Raw genomic sequence first — 17,847 nt, 5'->3', positions numbered from 1 at the left:
GATAAATTTAGAAAGTCAGCGGATGGCTTTTGGCCAGCGCGTCGAATTGCATCAAAAGGTTGATCAGCCCCGGCATCTGGTCGAGGTAGATCATATTGGGCCCGTCGCTAGGCGCGCGGTCGGGGTCTTCGTGGGTTTCCATGAAGATTGCCGCGACGCCGATGGCGGCAGCACCGCGGGCCATGACGGGGGCAAACTCACGCTGACCGCCCGAAGAACCGCCCTTGCCGCCGGGCTGGGCGACCGAATGTGTCGCGTCCATCACCACCGGGTAGCCGGTCTGGGCCATCTGCGGCAGGCTGCGCATGTCGGCGACCAGCGTGTTGTAGCCAAAGGTGGTGCCGCGTTCGGTCAGCAGGATATTGCGGTTCCCGGTGCTTTCGATCTTGTCGACGATGTTCTGCATCTCCCAGGGGGCGAGGAACTGCCCCTTCTTCACGTTCACCGCCTTTCCGGTCTCCCCGGCGGCGAGCAGCAGGTCGGTTTGGCGGCAGAGGAAGGCGGGGATTTGCAGCACGTCGACCACGTCACCGGCCTGTGCGCATTGCGCCTCATTATGCACATCCGTCAGCACCGGCACGTCATTGGCGCGGGCGACAGATTGCAGGACTTGGAGCCCCTTTTCGATGCCCAGCCCGCGTTTGCCCGAAAGGGAGGTGCGGTTGGCCTTGTCATAGCTGCCCTTGAAGATGAACTGCGCGCCTGCGGCGTCACAGGCCTCTTTCAGAATGCCAGCGACCATCTGCGCGTGGTCTTCGCTTTCCAACTGGCAGGGGCCAGCGATCACGGTGAGGGGACGATCATTGCCGACGGTCAGATTGCCAATGCGCAGCTGGGTCATGAAGTTACCTGTTCTCTTAGAATGGACGCTGTCAGAGACAACATCAGGTAGATGCCTGCAAAGATAAGGAAAGCCAATATCGTGTTTTCGAACTTGCGGGGGTAGGTCGCCTCGTCCGGGGCCACGGGGTTCACGGCCACGGTGAGGTAGCGAACCTGCCGCCCGGCCTCGGTTCGGGCCTGTTCCATAGCGGTTTGCGCGCTTTGCAGCACCATGTCGGCAGAGGCCAGATCGGCCTGCGCAAGCTGGGCGGCGACCGCCTGTTGCGCCAGCGAGTTTTCGCCTTCGTTGGCGGCGGTCATCCGCTCGCGCAGTTTGGTGAGCTGCTCGCGCAGCCGTCGCACATCCCCGCGCGCGCCATCGACCTTGGCTTGGTTCGGGCGCTGGTTGTCGAGCAGGGCGGCGAGTTCGAGTTCCTTTTCGATCAACAGGGTCTCGTAATTGGTGATCTGCGTGCGGATCGAGGCGATCATCGCCTCGGGGTCGACGTTGTTGTCGACCTGCAATTTGATCAGCGCCTCCTGCGCTGCGCGGCGGTTTTCCAGCGCGGTTTCATAACCCTCCAGCGCGTCGCGCATCCCGTCTTCGCGCTTTTGCTTGCTTAGGTCATTCACCCGCTCTTCGGCATAGGTCAGCAGACGTTGCGAGAATTGCTCCGAGACCTCGGGATCGGCGGCGATCACCTCCATCCGGATCACGCCTTCGGTCGGGTCGTAACCGATTTTGACGTTCTTCTTGTAGGTCTTATAGGCTTGTTCGTTGCTGGGGTTTTCCGAAAGCCGTTGGATCGCGTCGATCTCAGGGTCGGCGAAATGGGCGCGAAACCCTGCGTCTTCGTCAAGGCGCAGCATCGCGTCTTTCGATTGCAGATAGGCCTGCGTGGCGATGCTGTCGGCGCTATTGGCGAATTGCGTGGGCAGCAGCCCGCCAAAGGGGCTGGAGCCGCCGCCACCTTCGTTCTGAATGATCAGAAACTGGCTTTCGGTGGCATACATGGGGGTGGCGATTCTGTAGAAATAATAGCCGGCGGCAATGGTCGGCAGCATGACGAAAAAGGCCAGCCGGACCAGCAGCATGGCCGCTTTGCGGCGACGGCGGCGGGTGATGTCACGCTGAATGTCCGAGATCTCGCGCTGACGGCGCTCGGCGGGGCTGACATCGGTTGAGGGCAGGCCGCGCGGGCCGCGGGGCGTGGTCTGGGGCAGTTGCACCTTTGGGTCGCCGGGCTGGCCGCGGGTGGCGGGCAGGCCGCTGTCCGCCGGATCACCCGGCTGCGGCACCACGAGTTCCAGCATGTTGGACCGCTGAAACGGGTCGATTCCCTTGGCCCGCAAAAGGCGCACCGCGTCGAAATCCGAGGTTGGCGCCAGCCCGTGTTTCTGCGCCACCCGCCGCGCCATGCGCAATTGGCGGCCCGTGAGCCCTTCGCGGCGGATCGCGTCGATGTCCTGCTCGGCTGAGACTTCATTGGCGGAAGACACCTCGCCCGTGCGGGCGCTTTCGGAATGGGGCGCTTTGCCGCTGCGGGCGGCATGTTCCAAGGCTTCCTTGCTGTGCGAGGGTTCCACCTCGGTCGCATCGGCGACGGCGCGCAGCTTGGCCTTGCGCGCGGCCTTTTCGGCGTCGGTCTGGCCCGCCTGCGCCTTCTCGGCGCTGTTCGGCGCGGCACTGCTGCCCGAGGGGGGCGGCGCCTTGCGGATGCGGAATTTTCTAGCCTTGGGTTTCGTAGTCATAGAGCTGTTTCGCTTCTTCCAAGGTGTCGAACATATGTAGCTTGCCGTCCAAAAGGACAGCGGCGGAGCGGGCAAATTTCTCAAGCGTATGGGCCTGATGCGAGACGATGATGATCGTCGTGGTCCGCAGCCGTTCTTTCAGAATATCGCCCGCTTTGCGGTTGAATTCCACGTCTGTCGTGCCGGGCATGCCTTCGTCAATCAGATAGATATCAAAATCCAGCGCCAACATCAGCGCGAAAGAGAAACGCGCCCGCATCCCGGCGGAATAGGTGCCGAGCGGCTGGTCGAAATATTCCCCCAAACCGCAGAGCCAGCGGCAAAAGCTTTCCACGTAATCAGGGTCAAGCCCATAGAGCCGCGCGATATAGCGGGCGTTCTCCATGGCTGAGACTTTATTGACCACCCCGCCCATAAAACCCAATGGGAACGAGATGTTACAGCCGCGCCTGATCTCTCCTTCGTCAGGTTTTTCCAGCCCCGCCATCATGTTGATCAGGGTCGTTTTGCCGGTGCCGTTGGGGGCCAGAATGCCCAGAGAGTTGCCAAGCTCCACGCGAAAAGACACCCGGTCAAGAATGACTTTGTGCTGCGATCCCGTCCAAAAGGACTTGGACACATTTTCAAATTCCAGCATTCGCTGCTCCGGTTGGTGCTAAGCGGGGCGTCGCGGCGCCTCTGGTATCAGAGGTATCTTAACCGTTTATTCACGGAATTTGACCACAATATGTCGAAACGCGGGCGTTCGCTGGGGCAGGGCGCCGTGCGGAGCTTTCTGGTGGCGGTAAAATCTGCTGCCCGCAAGACGGGTATCCTGCGGGCGAGGGGGCAAAAGAGGAGGGCATATCGGCCCGCGCCCGCGCGGGGGTCAGTGCAACGTGTGGGTGCTCTCGGTCGGGGCCATCTCGCCGATGTAGCTGACGTTCATCAAGGCCGCCTGCGTGCGGTCACCGTCGATGTTTTGCACCGGGCCCACGGGCACGGCGCTCATCAGGCCAAGCCGGGTCATCCAGCGGCTGAAGGTGGCGGGCACGATGCCCAGAACATGGCTTGCGCCCATGGCATAGGCGGCACCGGCCATCTGGTTCATCAGCATACGTTGCACGGCAATGCGGCGTTGGGCGGGAACTGCGCTGGTCAGGAAAAGGCGGGTGGCTTCCCAGATGTCGTCGCGCACGGGGGCTTTGAAAAACAGCACGTCTTGCGGAATATCCGGCAGCATCCCCAGTTGCGCATCGCGCAGCATGTAACTGTACTGCGCGCAGGTCGAGGTGGTGGGCATCAGGCGGACGCCGCCCATGACCTCCCCATATTCATGCAAAACGATCCAGCGCGCGCGGGGCGTGTCGTATTGGTCAAACTCCATCCCATCAACCTGAGGGAGATCCCATTGCTTGTCGTCGATGAAGATTCGGCGCCGCGCCCGGAGGAAATTAACGAATAATTCCCCGTGCTGATGCATGTTCAAAAATGACAAAGTTGTGGCGCGCATATAGGGGTTGGCCCGGGCAAGAGCCTCGGGGCTATAGGGGTCGGTCTCTGTCGATTTGCTGTTAAGCAGTTTTCGTGGGAAGCGGTTGTTCTTTACTTCCAGCGCCTTAGCGTCCTGTGGCGTCAGTTCGGGAAGAACATCCTGCCAAGATTTTCCACTGAAGCTCCGTCCTTGCAGACTCATGTTGGACCTCGAAAATTCGCTGTAAAAATACCTCTTATCAAGAGGCTAACCTCTAGTTGCATGAAATGGCCATACTTATGTCCCATTTCCGGGTGTAGAAGGGAAGATGATCGCGTCTAACATGTGCTTCGATGCCGAAATGCAACATGTTAAAGGCGTTTATCGGCAGAATGCCGGCATTCGAGCAGCCGACCGAAGAAAACGAGAGCGATGTCGCAGGAAAAAGTAACATACGGCCCGATTCATACGCCGCATCTGGCAGACGCGACAAAGGTGCAGCAGATGCGGGACTACTCCCAAGTCGGCGTTAACCTGTTTTGGCAGCGGCAGATGATCTTTGCGGCGGCCATTTGCCTATCTGCGTTCTACTATGATCTGTGGCTGTCGATCTCGACGGTGATCCTGATCGCGATTTCCGAGACTTTCGACTATCTGCTTTTCCTGCGCATCACGCGTTGGCGCGGACGCAGCCCCCGTTTGGCGCGTTTGTTCATGAACCGCATCTATATCGGCACGGTGCTGAGCGCCGGGGTGATCAGCTATTTCGCCCTTGGGATCGCGCTTCAGCAGGGGGCGACGACGCATTTCCTGCCGCTCTTCTTCCTTTTTGCCGCCGCGCTCTTCGCCTCGATGAACAACCACCATATCCTGCCGGTGCTGATGCTGCGGCTTGCGATCTATGGCGCGACATTCCTCTTCATCCCGATCTGGGACATCGTGCGCACGGGGGCGAGCATCGAATCCGAACTTTGGACCCAGTTGTTCACCGTGGTCTTCGTCCTCTATTTTATCGTCGATTGCTCTCGCATCTTCCTCAAGATGTACCGCACCAATCTGCGCCAGCTTGAAGAACTCAAGGTCGAGCATGAGAAAACCAAGATCGCGTTCAAGGTGAAGACTGAATTCGTCTCGACCATCAGCCATGAGCTGCGCACGCCGATGACCTCAATCAAAGGGTCGCTCGATATGGCCTGCGCCGGGGTTTTGGGCGAAATGACCCCGCAGATGGAGAAGGTCTTGAAGATCGCGCAGCGCAACTCGGCGCGGCTGACGTCGATCATTAACGAGATTCTTGACCTGCAAAAATTCGAGGCGGGTAAAGTCAGCTTTGATATCGAACCGCTTGAGGTGCAGACGATCATTGAAGACGCGATCGAGTTGAACCAATCCTTTGCGGGCAATCTTGGCGTGACGCTGCGCTATGCCAAACCGTCGGAGCCTGCGGGGATCGCCACGGATGAGAAACGCCTGCAACAGGTGATGTCCAACCTTCTGTCGAACGCGGCCAAATTCTCGCCCGCCGGGTCGACGGTCAAGGTCACCTCGGTCAACCTTGGCGACAAGGTGCGGATCAGCGTGATCGACGAGGGGATCAGCCTGGCCGAATCCGAGCGCGAGAAGGTTTTTGACGAATTCTCGCAGATCGATTCCTCGGACCAGCGGGCCGTTGGCGGCACCGGCCTGGGAATGAACATCTCCAAACGGATCATCGAAGCCTTGGGCGGGCAGATCGACTATTTCAAGAACGACGGCCCCGGCACGACCTTCTATATCGATATGCCCTTAGGCAATGGTACGGGGAAGGAATTGCCCCATGGGATGGCCGTCAAAGACATGGTGAATGGCGAGGGGCCGATTGGGGATGAGGCTTCTGACAAGCTAGATGGGGAGCGCGCGGCGGCGTAAGTCGCGAGCGCCTCGCTACCCGGCCTTTCGGCGCGGGCGGCATCTCCCCTCGCCTCAGTGACAGTCGAAACAGAAAAGGGGCGGCATTTCTACCGCCCCCGCATTCGGGTCGTCAGTTTGATGCGGTCACGCGACCAACTGCCAGATCACACCCGCAAAGATCGCTCCGACGAAGGCAAAGCCGATGTAGGCGGCAAAAACACGCGGTTTCACCAGTGCCCAGACCGCGATGGCCGCCGGAATACAGCTTACCCCGCCTGCCACGACAAAGGACATGGCCGCGCCTTGGGTCATCCCTTGCGCCAGCAGCGCGTCGATCAGGGGCACGGCGGCATAGCCATTCAGGTAGGCCGGTGCGCCCACGAATGCGCCCAGAATGATCGGCATGATCCCGGTGCCGCCCAAGACATTGGCGATCCATTCCGCGGGCACATAGGTCAGCATGAGGGCTTCGACCACATAGGCGAGGGTCAGCCATTTGACGAGGAACAGCACATTGGTCAGCGCCGTGTCGGCAAAGCTCGCGCGGCGCTCGGCCTCCTGCCAGAACTTCCAGACCGGCGCGCCGGAGAACGGTTTGGCCGAAGAACAGCAGCTGCTTTTCGCGGGCTGGGGGCGCAGGGGGTCGTTGAAAATCGGCGTGCGGGACAGGGCCATGACGGTGAAACCCCCGAACATGCCGACGCCGAGCGCCGCGATGGTTTTCGCCAGGGCAAAGTCGAAGCCGAGCGTGCCTGAGGTGATCGCGAACATCGCCGGGTCCATCAGCGGGGACGCCAGCCAAAAGGCCATCACCGCGCCGAGCGGGGCGCCGACGGCCAGCAGTGCAGCAATAAAGGGGATCACCTCGCAACTGCAAAAGGGGGACAAGCCGCCAAGCGCCGCCGCCATCACCACCATCCGCGCCGGGTTGCCCTCGAACGCGCGGGCAAGCAGGCTCTCCGCCCCGCTGGCTTTGAGATAGGCCACGGCCAGCACCGCGAAGGCGATGAAGGGGGCGGTGTGCAAAAGCGCCTCGGACGCGAAGATGACCGTCGGCATGACCTGTGGCGGATCCAGCAGTGCGATCAGGGCCAAAAGCGCCAGCGTGATGCCCCAAGCGCCTTTTAGAAAGGCCAAGCGGTGCAGCGCGGGGAGGGTTTGTGTGGTATCAGCCATGGTTATGCTCCGTGCAGCCGTCGATTGCATCCGCGCAGCATTCGGTCAGCAGGAAATTCGCCAAGGCTTGCACCTCTTCATAGGCGACGGCGGCGCAGATGGTGCTCCGGCCTTGTTTTTCCTGTTTCACCAGACCGGCAGAGGCCAAGAGTTTCAGATGATGTGTCAGGGTCGAGCCGGTCACGCCGGTGCGTTCGCCCAGCGTGCCGATGCTCAGCCCCGCCGATCCGGCGCGCACCAATGTGCGCAGCACCAAAAGACGTTGTTCTGATCCAAGTGCTGCAAAGCTGCTCGCGGCGAGGGTGAGGGCGGGGGTTGCGGATTCTTGTTTCATGATTCTAGAAATATCGAAATGACAGCCCATCGCAAGCTTTATTTCGATATTTGTCGAAGTGATCCGCCCTTTATCTTTCGGCCCTACCGCTTATCTCCTCCTCATGAAGGATATCCGAGATGATCTGGCGGCCTGCCGCCTTTGTGCCGAGCGGTTTGCCGTGACGGCGACCCAGCATCGCCCACGGCCCATCGTCTGGTTCAAACCCGGCGCGCGGCTGCTGATTGCCAGCCAAGCGCCCGGCAAACGGGTGCATGAGGCGGGCAAGCCGTTTTGGGACATGTCCGGCACCCGTCTGCGCGACTGGTTGGGCTTGGACGAGGCGACATTTTATGACCGCAACCGGGTCGCCATCGTGCCGATGGGCTTTTGCTTTCCGGGCTATGACGCCAAGGGCAGTGACCTGCCGCCGCCGCGTATCTGTGCCCAAACTTGGCGCAAGCCCGTGCTTGAGATGCTGCCCGACCTGCGTCTGACGGTGCTGATCGGGGCCTATGCGATGAAGTACCACCTGCCCGGATTCCGCAATGTGACCGAGGCCGTGGCGGGCTGGCGGGATCATCCACCGGGGGTCTTTGCCTTGCCTCATCCGTCTTGGCGCAATACCGGATGGTTGAACAAGAATCCCTGGTTCGCAGAAGAGGTCTTGCCCCGTCTGCGCGCCGCCGTGTCCGAGGTGATGAATGACCGACCGCCAAACTGACCCCCAAGCAGACCCTAAGACAGCCCGGCTGATTGAGCCGACCCCGCTGGACCAAGCCCATGCCGCGATGATGGCCGCCCCCGAGGACGACGCCGCCCGCCTGCGCTTTTACGAGCGTATCGCGGATGTTGAGCTTTTCATGCTCTTGGAGGATGAGCCGCAGGGCGATCAGATCAGCCCGGTGCTGCTTGAGGACAGCTATGTCATGGTTTTCGACCGCGCCGCACGGCTCTCGGCCCATGTGGGGGAGGCGTCTCCCTATGTGGCGCTTTCGGGCCGGGCGATTGCTGCGATGTTGGAGGGTCAGCCGCTTGGCATGGCGGTGAACATCGGCGTGGCCCCGTCGGAAATCCTGTTGCCTGCCGAGGCGTTGGACTGGCTGCGTAGCACCTTGGCCCATGCGCCGGGCGAAGTGGAGGCGGGCATCGATCAGGTGTTCCCCCCGCAGGGGCTGCCAGAGACGCTGATCGCCGCGATTGACGCCAAGCTGGCGACAGCGACCGGCATGGCGGCAGGCGCGTTCCTTGTGGGGGTCGAATATACCGGCGGCGGGCGCGGGCACCTGCTGGCCTTCGTCGGCGCGATCCCCCGTGCGCAGGACGCGCTGGTGCGGGCAGCCTCAGAGGCGCTGACCTTCTCGGGGATCGAGGCGGGGGCGATGGATGTGGGCTTCTTTGGTCCCAACGATGCGGTGGTCGAAAAACTGGCCCGCGTTGGCCTGCGCTTTGACCTGCCGCAGATGGAGCCTTTGCAGAACACGCCCCGGATGGCCCCCGGCAGTGATCCGGCGAAACCGCCGAAACTGCGCTGATTTTGCTTTGAAGCAAAGAAAAGGCGGGCAGGGCAATCACGCCCGCCCGCCTTTTTCATTCCATCGCGCCGGTCTTAGCGGCGGCGGTCGCGCCGCGCGCTCATCGGCTGGAAGGCGACGCCGACATGGGCCTCGCAATAGGGTTTGCCCTGTTGCACGGGCAGGCCGCAGAACCAGAAGTCATCGGTCGCGGGGTCGCCGACGGGCCATTTGCAGGTCCGCTCGGTCAGTTCCATCAGGCCGATCTTCTTGGCCTTCTTCTCAACTTCGCTGACCTTGGCGAGCGCCTCTGGGCTGATCTCATTGGCCGAAGGCTGCGGCGGCAGCGGTTGGCCTGCGGGGATGATCTGCTTGCGCGCGGGCAGGTTGGGCTTGGGCGCCGGGGCTGCGGCGGGCTCTTCGGCTTCGGGCGCAGGGGCGGCTTCGGCCTCGGGTTCCGCGGCTGGCTTAGCGGCGGGCTTTGGCTTGGCCTCGGCTTTGGGCGCTGCGGGCTTGGCCTTGGGTTCTGGCTTGGCGGCCGCTGCGGCGGCAGGTGCCCCGGCGGTGCGGTTCGACAGGCCCAGACGGTGCACCTTGCCGATCACGGCATTGCGCGTCACCCCGCCCAGTTCTTTCGCGATCTGGCTGGCGGACTGGCCTTCGCCCCACATCTTTTTAAGTGTCTCTACGCGCTCATCAGTCCAGGACATACGGGGTTCCCCAGTTAAAAAGCGGCCCCATAGCCCGGACCGCTTTGTCAGTGTATCGGCCCCCATTTTATCTTCTGGGGCCGCAGGTGCAAGCGCCGATGCCCCTTGAGGGCGGCGCGCTGCGATTGGGGCTTTACGTGGGGGATGAAGGGCGGCTATGCAAGGCCCATGATCAAATGTGCCACATATTCCATCCGACGACGCTTCGTTCGATAAACATGGCGCCCTTTAGGGGGCGGCGTGATGGCCTGATCTCGCAGCAGACATGCTGCACCCTTTCAAAAACAACCAAATCCCATTGACCCTGCGCCAGCCCCATGCCCTTTTACCGGCGTGACGCGGCCCTCTTTTAAGGACAAACAGATGATCCCTTCCGTTCTGCCAACCTACAATCGCGCCCCTTTGACCTTTGTCAAAGGCGAAGGCACATGGCTGATCGAGGCGGACGGGCGACGCTTTCTTGATCTTGGTGCGGGGATCGCGGTGAACGCGCTTGGCCATACGCATCCAGCGCTGGTGAAGGCGCTGACGGATCAGGCCCAAGCGCTGTGGCATACCTCGAACCTCTACCACATTCCGCAGCAAGAGGCGCTGGCCGATCGGCTGGTGGCCGAGACCTTTGCCGACACAGCCTTCTTTTGCAATTCGGGGACCGAGGCCTGCGAATTGGCGGTGAAGATGGCGCGCAAGTATTTTTACGAGGCAGGCCAGCCCGAGCGGGTCGAGATCATCGCCTTCAACGGGGCCTTTCACGGCCGCTCTTCCGCCGGGATCGCGGCGGCGGGGTCTGAGAAGATGACCAAAGGCTTTGGCCCGCAACTGCCGGGTTTCGTGCATCTCGACCTTGGCGACAGCGCCGCGCTTGAGGCTGCCATCACCGACAAGACCGCCGCCATCATGGTCGAGCCGGTACAGGGCGAAGGCGGTATCCGCGCCGTGCCGGATGCCGAGTTGCAACAGATGCGCGCGCTTTGCGACGCTCACGGGCTTTTGCTGATTTGCGATGAGGTGCAATGCGGCGTGGGCCGGACCGGGCGGCTCTTTGCCCATGAATGGGCCGGGATCAGCCCCGACATCATGATGGTCGCCAAGGGCATCGGCGGGGGGTTCCCGCTGGGCGCGGTGCTGGCCACGGAAAAGGCGGCCTCGGGCATGACCGCAGGCACCCATGGCTCGACGTATGGCGGCAACCCGCTGGGCTGTGCCGTGGGCTGCGCCGTGCTGGATGTGGTGGCCGACGCGGCCTTTCTGGCCGAGGTGAGCCGCAAGGCGGGGCTGCTGCGTCAGCGTCTCGAAGGGCTGGTGGCTGAGCATCCGGAGGTTTTTGAAGAGGTGCGCGGCGCGGGGCTGATGCTGGGGCTGAAATGCAAGGTGGCGAATGCCGATGTGGTCGCCTCGGGCTATGCCCATGCGCTGATCACCGTGCCCGCCGCCGACAATGTGATCCGCCTGCTGCCGCCGCTGACCATTTCCGACGATGAGATTGCCGAGGCGGTGACCCGGCTCGACGCCATCGCGCGTGACCTGACCCCGGCCTGAGCGCCATTCACCCCAAAACATTCCTCGGGCTTTCAAGGCCGTGGCCTTGGACCCCGCAAGACAGAGACGACAGATGAACCATTTCCTCGATATCCACCAAACTGACCCCGTTGATCTGCGGCAGATCATCGACAATGCCGCCGCCATGAAAGCCGCGCGCAATGGCCGCCCGCGCGGCGCGCCGGATGATGACCTGCCGTTGAAAGATCACATGGTCGCGCTGATCTTCGAGAAGCCCTCGACCCGGACGCGTGTCTCTTTCGACGTGGGCGTGCGTCAGATGGGCGGGCAGACGATGGTGCTTTCGGGCGCCGATATGCAGCTCGGCCATGGGGAGACCATCGCCGACACCGCCCGCGTGCTGTCGCGCTATGTGGATATGATCATGATCCGCACTTTCGAAGAGCAGACCCTGCTGGAGATGGCGGAATATGCCACCGTGCCGGTGATCAACGGGCTGACCAACCGCACGCATCCCTGTCAGATCATGGCGGACATCCAGACCTTTGAAGAACACCGCGGCCCGATCAAGGGCCGCAAGGTGGTCTGGTCGGGCGATGGCAACAACGTTTTCGCCAGTTTCGCCCATGCGGCCAAGCAGTTCGACTTCGACCTTGTCTTCACCGGGCCTGAGCCGCTCGACCCCGAGCGCGCGCTCGACGGGCTTTATACCACCGAGCGCGACCCCCAGAAGGCCGTGGAGGGTGCCGATCTGGTGGTCACGGACACGTGGGTCAGCATGCATGATCCGCAGTCCGCGCGTGAGCGGCGGCATAATCAGCTGCGCGGCTATCAGGTCAACGATGCGCTGATGGCGTTGGCGAAGCCGGATGCGCTCTTCATGCATTGCCTGCCCGCACACCGCGATGACGAGGCGACAAGCTCGGTCATGGATGGGCCGCATTCGGTGATCTTTGACGAGGCCGAGAACCGTCTGCACGCGCAGAAAGCCGTCATGCGCTGGTGTCTGGGCGCATGAGCGATGGCCCCCGCATCGTTGTTGCGGGCGCGGGGGCGGTGGGCTGCTTTGTCGGCGGGCAGCTGGCCGGAGCGGGCCATGCCGTGACCCTGCTGGCGCGGCCCCGCATTCAGGCCGAAATCCGCACCCATGGGCTGACCCTGACGGATTTCGGCGGCATGGCGCGCTACCTCTCGCCGGATGATCTGAACCTTGCAGGGGATGAGACCTGCCTGCGCGATGCCGATATCGTGCTGGTCACGGTCAAATCGCGCGACACCGAAGACATGGCCCGTCTGATCGCCCGCCACAGCGCGCCCGGCGTGCAGGTCATCAGCCTGCAAAACGGCATGGGCAACCGCGCGGCCTTGGCCCAGCACCTGCCGCAGCATGATCTGCGCGCGGGACTGGTGCCGTTCAACGTCGTGGCCATGGGGCAGGGCTGCTACCACCGGGCAAGCTCGGGCGATTTGGTGATCGAGGCGGGCCCGGCTGATCTGGCCGCGCGCCTGTCGCTGCCGGACCTAAAGGTAGAGGAACGCGCCGATATCACCGCCCTGCAATGGGGCAAGTTCCTGATGAACCTCAACAATGCCCTGAACGCTTTAAGCGGTCTGCCGTTGCAAGCGCAGTTGCAGGATCGGGCGTGGCGGTGTCTGATGGCCGATCAATGGGCCGAGGCGCTGGCGGTCTTGCGCGCCGACAAGATCCGCCCCGCCATGACCACGCCGATCCCGGCGCGGCTGGTGCCGACGCTCTTGCGCCTGCCGACGCCGATTTTTATCCGCGTCGCCGCCACCATGTTGCAGATCGACCCGCAGGCGCGGACCTCCATGGCGCAAGACCTCGCCGCGCGCCGCCCGACCGAGATCGATGCGCTCCAAGGCGAGGTGCAGCGCCGCGCAAAGGCGCTTGGCCGCGCGACGCCGGTGACGGATATGGTGCTGCGGGTGATGGGTTGGGCAGAGCTTGCGGATGAAGGCCTGCCGCATCTGCCGGTCACCGCCTTGCGGGCCGAAATGGCGGCAGGGCAGGACCGGCAAGAGGGGTGAGGCGCGCCCGCGCCTGACCTTAGTTCACGAAGGCGTTGAGCACCCAAAAGACGATGCCAGAGAGCAGCGCCGCTGCGGGCACGGTGATCACCCAAGCCGCGACGATCGTCATGAAATGCGAGCGGCGCACCAGCTTGCGGCGGCGGCGCTCTTCCTTGGCGATGCGCTTGACCTCACCGGTCTTGGCCCCGACCCGGCGCAGGCGGCGCTCCATATGCCATTCACGGTAAAATCCCACGCCAAAGACCCCACCCACGGCGATATGGGTCGAAGACACGGGCAGGCCCAGCCACGACGCCACGATCACCGTGATCGCCGCCGAAAGCGCCACGCAATAGGCCCGCATCGGGTTCAGCTTGGTGATCTGGCTGCCGACCATGCGGATCAGTTTCGGCCCGAACAGGAACAGACCAAAGGAGATGCCGAAGGCCCCGATGATCATCACCCATGTGGGAATGCTCACCTTATCCTCGAAACCGCCGAACTCGGTCGCATGGACGATCGCCGCCAGCGGGCCGACCGCATTTGCCACATCATTGGCCCCATGGGCAAAGCTGAGCAGCGCGGCGGAGAGCACCAGCGGCAGGCCAAAGAGCGTTTTGACCGAGCGATTGCGGTTCTCCATCCCTTCCGAGGCGCGGCGGATCAGCGGGGCGGAGATGGCATAGACCACCAGCCCCGTCACAAGCCCGATGATCAGGGCGACCGGCATGTCGATGCTGATGATCTTTTTGAGACCCTTGAGCGCCAGATAGGCGGCAAAGACCCCGGCCATTAGCCCCACCAGCACCGGCACCCAAGTGCGCGAAGCAGCGATTTTGTCGTCTTGGTAGAGGATGCGCGCCTTGATGAAGGCCAAGAACATCGCCGCTACGGCGCCGCCCAATACGGGCGAGATCACCCAGCTTGCGGCGATCATGCTCATCGAGCTCCAGTTGACTGCGCCAAGGCCCGCAGCTGCGATGCCCGCGCCCATGACACCGCCCACAACCGAATGGGTGGTCGACACCGGCGCGCCGACCCATGTGGCAAGGTTTACCCAAAGCGCGGAAGACACCAGCGCTGCCATCATCGCCCAGACGAAGATGCGCGTGTTGGCCACGCTGGCCGGATCGATTATGCCCTTGGAAATGGTCGAGACGACATCGCCCCCCGCCAGCAAGGCGCCGGCGGATTCGCACAGGGCGGCAATCACGATCGCCCCGCCCATGGTCAACGCATTGGCCCCCACGGCGGGGCCCATGTTATTGGCCACGTCATTCGCGCCGATGTTCACCGCCATATAAGCGCCGAAGATCGCCGCCGCGATCACGACAAAGCTAGAGGGCTGATGCCCGAAGAAGACCGCCGCAACGGCACCTGCCACCACGATAAAGGCCAGCGCAATGCCCGGCGCCACGAGGGGGCGGGCGACATAGGTCGCGGCCAGTTCGACTTGCGAAATACGGTTGAGGTCCTTGTCCAGTGTCTTCCACTGGCTGCCCTGCGGTTCCGTTGCCATTCCTGTATGATCTCCCAACGATCCTAACGTTCAGCGGGGGGTGACATAAGGCTATCGAGGGCGCAAGTCACCCTGTCACAAAATTGTAACATTCGGCGAGGGGCGTCATTGGCTGTGGGGGAAGGGCAATGGGCACCGGGCCGAGACCCGGTGCCGTTAGGCTTTAGTGAAAAGCGGATAAGATTGCTTTAAGATCAGGCTCATCCACGAGTTCTGATGCCTCCTGCGGGGTGAACCATGCACGCTTGCGCATGCCCGCTTCGGGGTATTCCTCGCTTAGATCGCGCACGCGGGTGAGATAGACCTGTGTGGTCACGGGCACGGTCAGGCCTTCGCCGAGACCCTTGTCATAGTCGAAAATACCCATCGGATCGGATTCGATATCGGCTTTGGTCACCCCGGCCTCTTCCCATGCTTCCTGCAAGGCGGCCCCGGCACCGTCCAACCCGTCGATCGGCCAGCCCTTGGGCAAAATCCAGCGGCCCGTGTCGCGGCTGGTGATCAGCAGGACCTTTTTGCCCGCCTCGGTGTCGCGGTAGCACAGGGCGGCAACCTGCACACGGCGGGGACGTTTGAAAATAGGAAGGACCATATCCTCCCATGCGCGTCTAAATACTTGTGTCATTACAGAACTATGCCTCGGTCGGGTGTTTTTCTTGTTATCCGCACATTATATAGTCTTCCCGAACGCAAATCAAACTGCGGCCCGCCGGATAGGTGGGCTTGGCAGTATGACAGGCTAGAAATGAGGCATGATCGTTATGGCAACTGGCACGCAGGCGGACGGGGGCGCAGCACAGGGCGCAGGCGCCGATATCGGGGTATACGGTCTGGGCACCATGGGCTCGGCACTGGCGCTGAATTTGGCCGACAATGGATTTACCGTGGCGGTCAGCAACCGCGAGGCCGATTGGATCGTGCCGTTCCTTGACGAGGCCGGACCGCTGGCCGAGCGCCTGATCGGGACCGAGCGGCTTGAGGATTTCGTCGCCGCCATTGCCCGCCCGCGCAGCATCCTGTTCATGATCCCCTCTGGCGCGCCGGTCGATGCGATGATCGAGACGATCAAACCGCTGCTGGATGAGGGCGACACCTTGATCGACGGCGGCAACGCCGATTTCCACGACACCCGCCGCCGCAGTGCCGAACTCGAAGGCACGGGGCTGCATTTCGTCGGCATGGGCGTGTCGGGTGGCGAGGCCGGGGCGCGCAATGGCCCGTCGATGATGGTCGGCGGCAGCGCGCATTCTTGGACCCAGTTCAAACCGATGGCCGAGAAGATTGCCGCGCAATTCGAGGGCACGCCTTGCGTGGCGCATCTCGGCCCCGACGGGGCGGGGCATTTCGTTAAGACGGTGCACAACGGCATTGAATATGCCGACATGCAGATGATCGCCGAAGTCTACGGCCTGCTGCGCGATGCGGGCGGGCAGGGCGCGGTGGAAATTGGCAATCTCTTTGCCGACTGGCGTAAGGGGCCGCTGAACTCCTATCTGATCGAAGTCTCGGCCGCGGCGCTCTTGTCGGTCGACACCCAGACCGGCACGCCGATGGTCGATGTGATCCGCGATCAGGCCGGGCAAAAGGGCACCGGGCGCTGGACCTTGATCGAAGCGCTCAAGATGGGGCAATCGGCCAATACCATCGAAGCCGCCGTCGGCGCGCGCGGTTGGTCGAGCGAGAAGTCCGTGCGCGAAATGGCCGAGCCGCTACTGCCCGAAGGCGTGCAGGACGCGCCGCTGCCCGAAGAGGCGGATCTTGAGATGGCGCTTTTGGCGGGGCGGATCATCGGCCACGCGCAGGGCTTTCGCATCCTTTCGTCGGCGTCAGAGGAGTTTGACTGGTCGCTCGACATGGCGCGTATTTCTGAGATTTGGCGGGCAGGCTGCATCATCCGCTCGGCGCTGCTGGACGAGTTTGCCGATGCCTTCCGGGGCGAATTGCCCGGCGGGCATCTGATCCTCGCCCCCGCCATGCGCAAGCGCTTGGAAGAGAGCATTCCGGCGCTGCGCCGGGTGGTGGCGGCGGGCGCGTTGCTCGGTGTCGCGCTGCCCGCGCTGTCGGCGGCGCTGGCGTGGTATGACAGCATGCGCCGGGCACGGGGTACGGCGAATATGATCCAAGCGCAGCGCGATTTCTTTGGTGCGCATGGGTTTGAGCGGATAAGCGAAGAGGGCAAGTTCCACGGGACGTGGACGCCTCTGCCGTAAAAGGGCTTATAGGTCCGGAAACAAGCCGAAGGCGCCGGACCATCGCCTGCCCGCCCGGTCGGGGAGGCGATTTTGCCAGGGGCGGTGCCCTCTGGATAGCGCGCCCCTAGGCTGCCCGATAAAGTGGCATGAACCGACTGAAGCATCGCCACCCCGCGGGCAGGCGATGGTCCGCGTCACGCCTTAGCGAACGGGTCCACCGGATAGCTCACATGCGCCAAGTATAACCCCTGCGGCGGGCAGACCGGCCCGCAGGCAGCCCGATCCTTCGCCGCAAGTGCTGCACCCATATCCGCCACGCTCCAAGACCCCGCGCCGACCCGCTCCAGCGAACCGACGAAACTGCGCACCTGATTGTGCAGGAAGGACCGCGCGCGCACGTCGAAGTGATACTCCGTCCCGGCCATGGTCTCGACCTCCGAAACCTGTAACCGGTCGAGCGTTTTCACGGGGCTTTCCGCCTGACAAACGGTCGAGCGGAAGGTGGTGAAATCATGTTTGCCCACCAAAAGATCCGCCGCCGCCTGCATGGCCGCGACATCTAGGCGGTGTTTGATCTGCCAGACCAGCCCCGCCTGATGCACCGCCGGGGCACGGCGGCTGAGGATGCGGAAGTGGTAGCGCCGCTCAAGCGCCGAAAAGCGGGCGTGAAAATCCTCGGGCGCCAGCACGCAATCGGTGATCGCGATGGGCTGCGGCTTGAGATGATAGTTCAGCGCCTCGCCCAGCCGGAAGGGCGACCAATCGCGGGCCATGCCGCAATGCGCGACCTGCGCCAGCCCATGCACCCCGGTATCGGTACGCCCGGCGGCGGCGATGGTGTGGTCACCGGGTTCCAGCTTGGCCAAAGCGGCCTCGATCGCGCCTTGCACTGTGGGCTGGTCAACCTGACGCTGCCACCCGTTGAAGGGCGCGCCGTGGTATTCGATTTTCAGGGCATATCTGGGCATGACCGGG

Annotated in this window: 17 protein-coding genes; 7 read left to right on the top strand and 10 right to left on the bottom strand. The window is 62.8% G+C overall.

Annotated features, from left to right (window positions below):
- Nucleotides 1-7 precede the first annotated feature (7 nt).
- The 4 genes from kdsA to J7392_RS09515 form a co-directional block, all read right to left on the bottom strand.
- Complete coding sequence (gene kdsA, locus J7392_RS09530) at nucleotides 8-841, bottom strand: 3-deoxy-8-phosphooctulonate synthase (protein ID WP_209217344.1); 834 nt, start codon at nucleotides 839-841, stop codon at nucleotides 8-10.
- Complete coding sequence (locus J7392_RS09525; RefSeq protein WP_209217343.1) at nucleotides 838-2,574, bottom strand: capsule biosynthesis protein; 1,737 nt, start codon at nucleotides 2,572-2,574, stop codon at nucleotides 838-840. The genes kdsA and J7392_RS09525 overlap by 4 nt, the downstream gene beginning before the upstream one ends.
- Nucleotides 2,552-3,211: an ATP-binding cassette domain-containing protein gene (locus tag J7392_RS09520; RefSeq protein ID WP_067261436.1), complete on the bottom strand. Its 660-nt coding sequence runs from the start codon at nucleotides 3,209-3,211 to the stop codon at nucleotides 2,552-2,554. The genes J7392_RS09525 and J7392_RS09520 overlap by 23 nt, the downstream gene beginning before the upstream one ends.
- Nucleotides 3,212-3,442: 231 nt before the next feature.
- Complete coding sequence (locus tag J7392_RS09515) at nucleotides 3,443-4,249, bottom strand: acyl-homoserine-lactone synthase (RefSeq protein ID WP_209217342.1); 807 nt, start codon at nucleotides 4,247-4,249, stop codon at nucleotides 3,443-3,445.
- Nucleotides 4,250-4,459: 210 nt separating this feature from the next.
- On the opposite strand from J7392_RS09515, the gene J7392_RS09510 reads away from it, so the two are divergent.
- On the top strand, nucleotides 4,460-5,935 hold the full coding sequence (locus J7392_RS09510) for an ATP-binding protein (RefSeq protein WP_209217341.1): 1,476 nt from the start codon (nucleotides 4,460-4,462) through the stop codon (nucleotides 5,933-5,935).
- A gap of 126 nt (nucleotides 5,936-6,061) precedes the next feature.
- Here the strand turns inward: J7392_RS09510 and J7392_RS09505 are convergent, their stop codons facing one another.
- Both J7392_RS09505 and J7392_RS09500 read right to left on the bottom strand, forming a co-directional pair.
- Complete coding sequence (locus J7392_RS09505) at nucleotides 6,062-7,093, bottom strand: permease (RefSeq protein WP_209217340.1); 1,032 nt, start codon at nucleotides 7,091-7,093, stop codon at nucleotides 6,062-6,064.
- A complete protein-coding gene (locus J7392_RS09500; RefSeq protein WP_093928568.1) occupies nucleotides 7,086-7,427 on the bottom strand; it encodes a metalloregulator ArsR/SmtB family transcription factor in 342 nt (113 codons plus the stop codon). Before J7392_RS09500 ends, J7392_RS09505 begins: the two co-directional genes overlap by 8 nt.
- A gap of 103 nt (nucleotides 7,428-7,530) precedes the next feature.
- On the opposite strand from J7392_RS09500, the gene J7392_RS09495 reads away from it, so the two are divergent.
- Complete coding sequence (locus tag J7392_RS09495) at nucleotides 7,531-8,130, top strand: uracil-DNA glycosylase family protein (protein WP_209217339.1); 600 nt, start codon at nucleotides 7,531-7,533, stop codon at nucleotides 8,128-8,130.
- A 28-nt stretch (nucleotides 8,131-8,158) separates the two neighbouring features.
- Complete coding sequence (locus tag J7392_RS09490) at nucleotides 8,159-8,941, top strand: SseB family protein (RefSeq protein WP_209217592.1); 783 nt, start codon at nucleotides 8,159-8,161, stop codon at nucleotides 8,939-8,941.
- 74 nt (nucleotides 8,942-9,015) lie between these two features.
- Here J7392_RS09490 and J7392_RS09485 read toward each other — a convergent pair whose 3' ends face one another.
- Nucleotides 9,016-9,630 carry a GcrA family cell cycle regulator gene (locus J7392_RS09485; protein WP_209217338.1) on the bottom strand — a complete coding sequence of 205 codons (615 nt, stop codon included), beginning with the start codon at nucleotides 9,628-9,630 and terminating at the stop codon, nucleotides 9,016-9,018.
- 363 nt (nucleotides 9,631-9,993) lie between these two features.
- On the opposite strand from J7392_RS09485, the gene J7392_RS09480 reads away from it, so the two are divergent.
- The 3 genes from J7392_RS09480 to J7392_RS09470 all read left to right on the top strand — a co-directional run bounded on the left by J7392_RS09480 (nucleotide 9,994) and on the right by J7392_RS09470 (nucleotide 13,179).
- Nucleotides 9,994-11,169, top strand: a complete 1,176-nt coding sequence (locus J7392_RS09480) for an aspartate aminotransferase family protein (RefSeq protein WP_209217337.1) — start codon at nucleotides 9,994-9,996, stop codon at nucleotides 11,167-11,169.
- 73 nt (nucleotides 11,170-11,242) lie between these two features.
- On the top strand, nucleotides 11,243-12,148 hold the full coding sequence (gene argF, locus J7392_RS09475; RefSeq protein ID WP_209217336.1) for an ornithine carbamoyltransferase: 906 nt from the start codon (nucleotides 11,243-11,245) through the stop codon (nucleotides 12,146-12,148).
- Nucleotides 12,145-13,179 (top strand): 2-dehydropantoate 2-reductase, encoded by a 1,035-nt coding sequence (locus J7392_RS09470; RefSeq protein ID WP_209217335.1) that lies wholly within the window; start codon nucleotides 12,145-12,147, stop codon nucleotides 13,177-13,179. The genes argF and J7392_RS09470 overlap by 4 nt, the downstream gene beginning before the upstream one ends.
- 19 nt (nucleotides 13,180-13,198) lie before the next feature.
- Here J7392_RS09470 and J7392_RS09465 read toward each other — a convergent pair whose 3' ends face one another.
- Nucleotides 13,199-14,680 (bottom strand): inorganic phosphate transporter, encoded by a 1,482-nt coding sequence (locus tag J7392_RS09465; RefSeq protein ID WP_209217334.1) that lies wholly within the window; start codon nucleotides 14,678-14,680, stop codon nucleotides 13,199-13,201.
- A 163-nt stretch (nucleotides 14,681-14,843) separates the two neighbouring features.
- On the bottom strand, nucleotides 14,844-15,305 hold the full coding sequence (locus J7392_RS09460; RefSeq protein WP_067261455.1) for an NUDIX hydrolase: 462 nt from the start codon (nucleotides 15,303-15,305) through the stop codon (nucleotides 14,844-14,846).
- Between the two features lie 136 nt (nucleotides 15,306-15,441).
- Here J7392_RS09460 and gndA point away from each other — a divergent pair, with 136 nt between their 5' ends.
- Nucleotides 15,442-16,890, top strand: coding sequence for an NADP-dependent phosphogluconate dehydrogenase (gndA, locus tag J7392_RS09455; protein ID WP_209217591.1), 1,449 nt, complete (start codon nucleotides 15,442-15,444; stop codon nucleotides 16,888-16,890).
- Nucleotides 16,891-17,066: 176 nt separating this feature from the next.
- On the opposite strand, the gene truA is transcribed toward gndA, so the two are convergent.
- A complete protein-coding gene (gene truA, locus J7392_RS09450) occupies nucleotides 17,067-17,840 on the bottom strand; it encodes a tRNA pseudouridine(38-40) synthase TruA (protein ID WP_209217333.1) in 774 nt (257 codons plus the stop codon).
- Between the last annotated feature and the right edge of the window lie 7 nt (nucleotides 17,841-17,847).

It is taken from the genome of Sulfitobacter sp. R18_1 (assembly GCF_017743915.1).
In the GTDB taxonomy this organism is placed as follows: Bacteria; Pseudomonadota; Alphaproteobacteria; order Rhodobacterales; family Rhodobacteraceae; genus Sulfitobacter; species Sulfitobacter faviae.
Note: the sequence above shows the minus strand (reverse complement) of the source record. Positions and strands in the feature narration are given on the sequence as shown.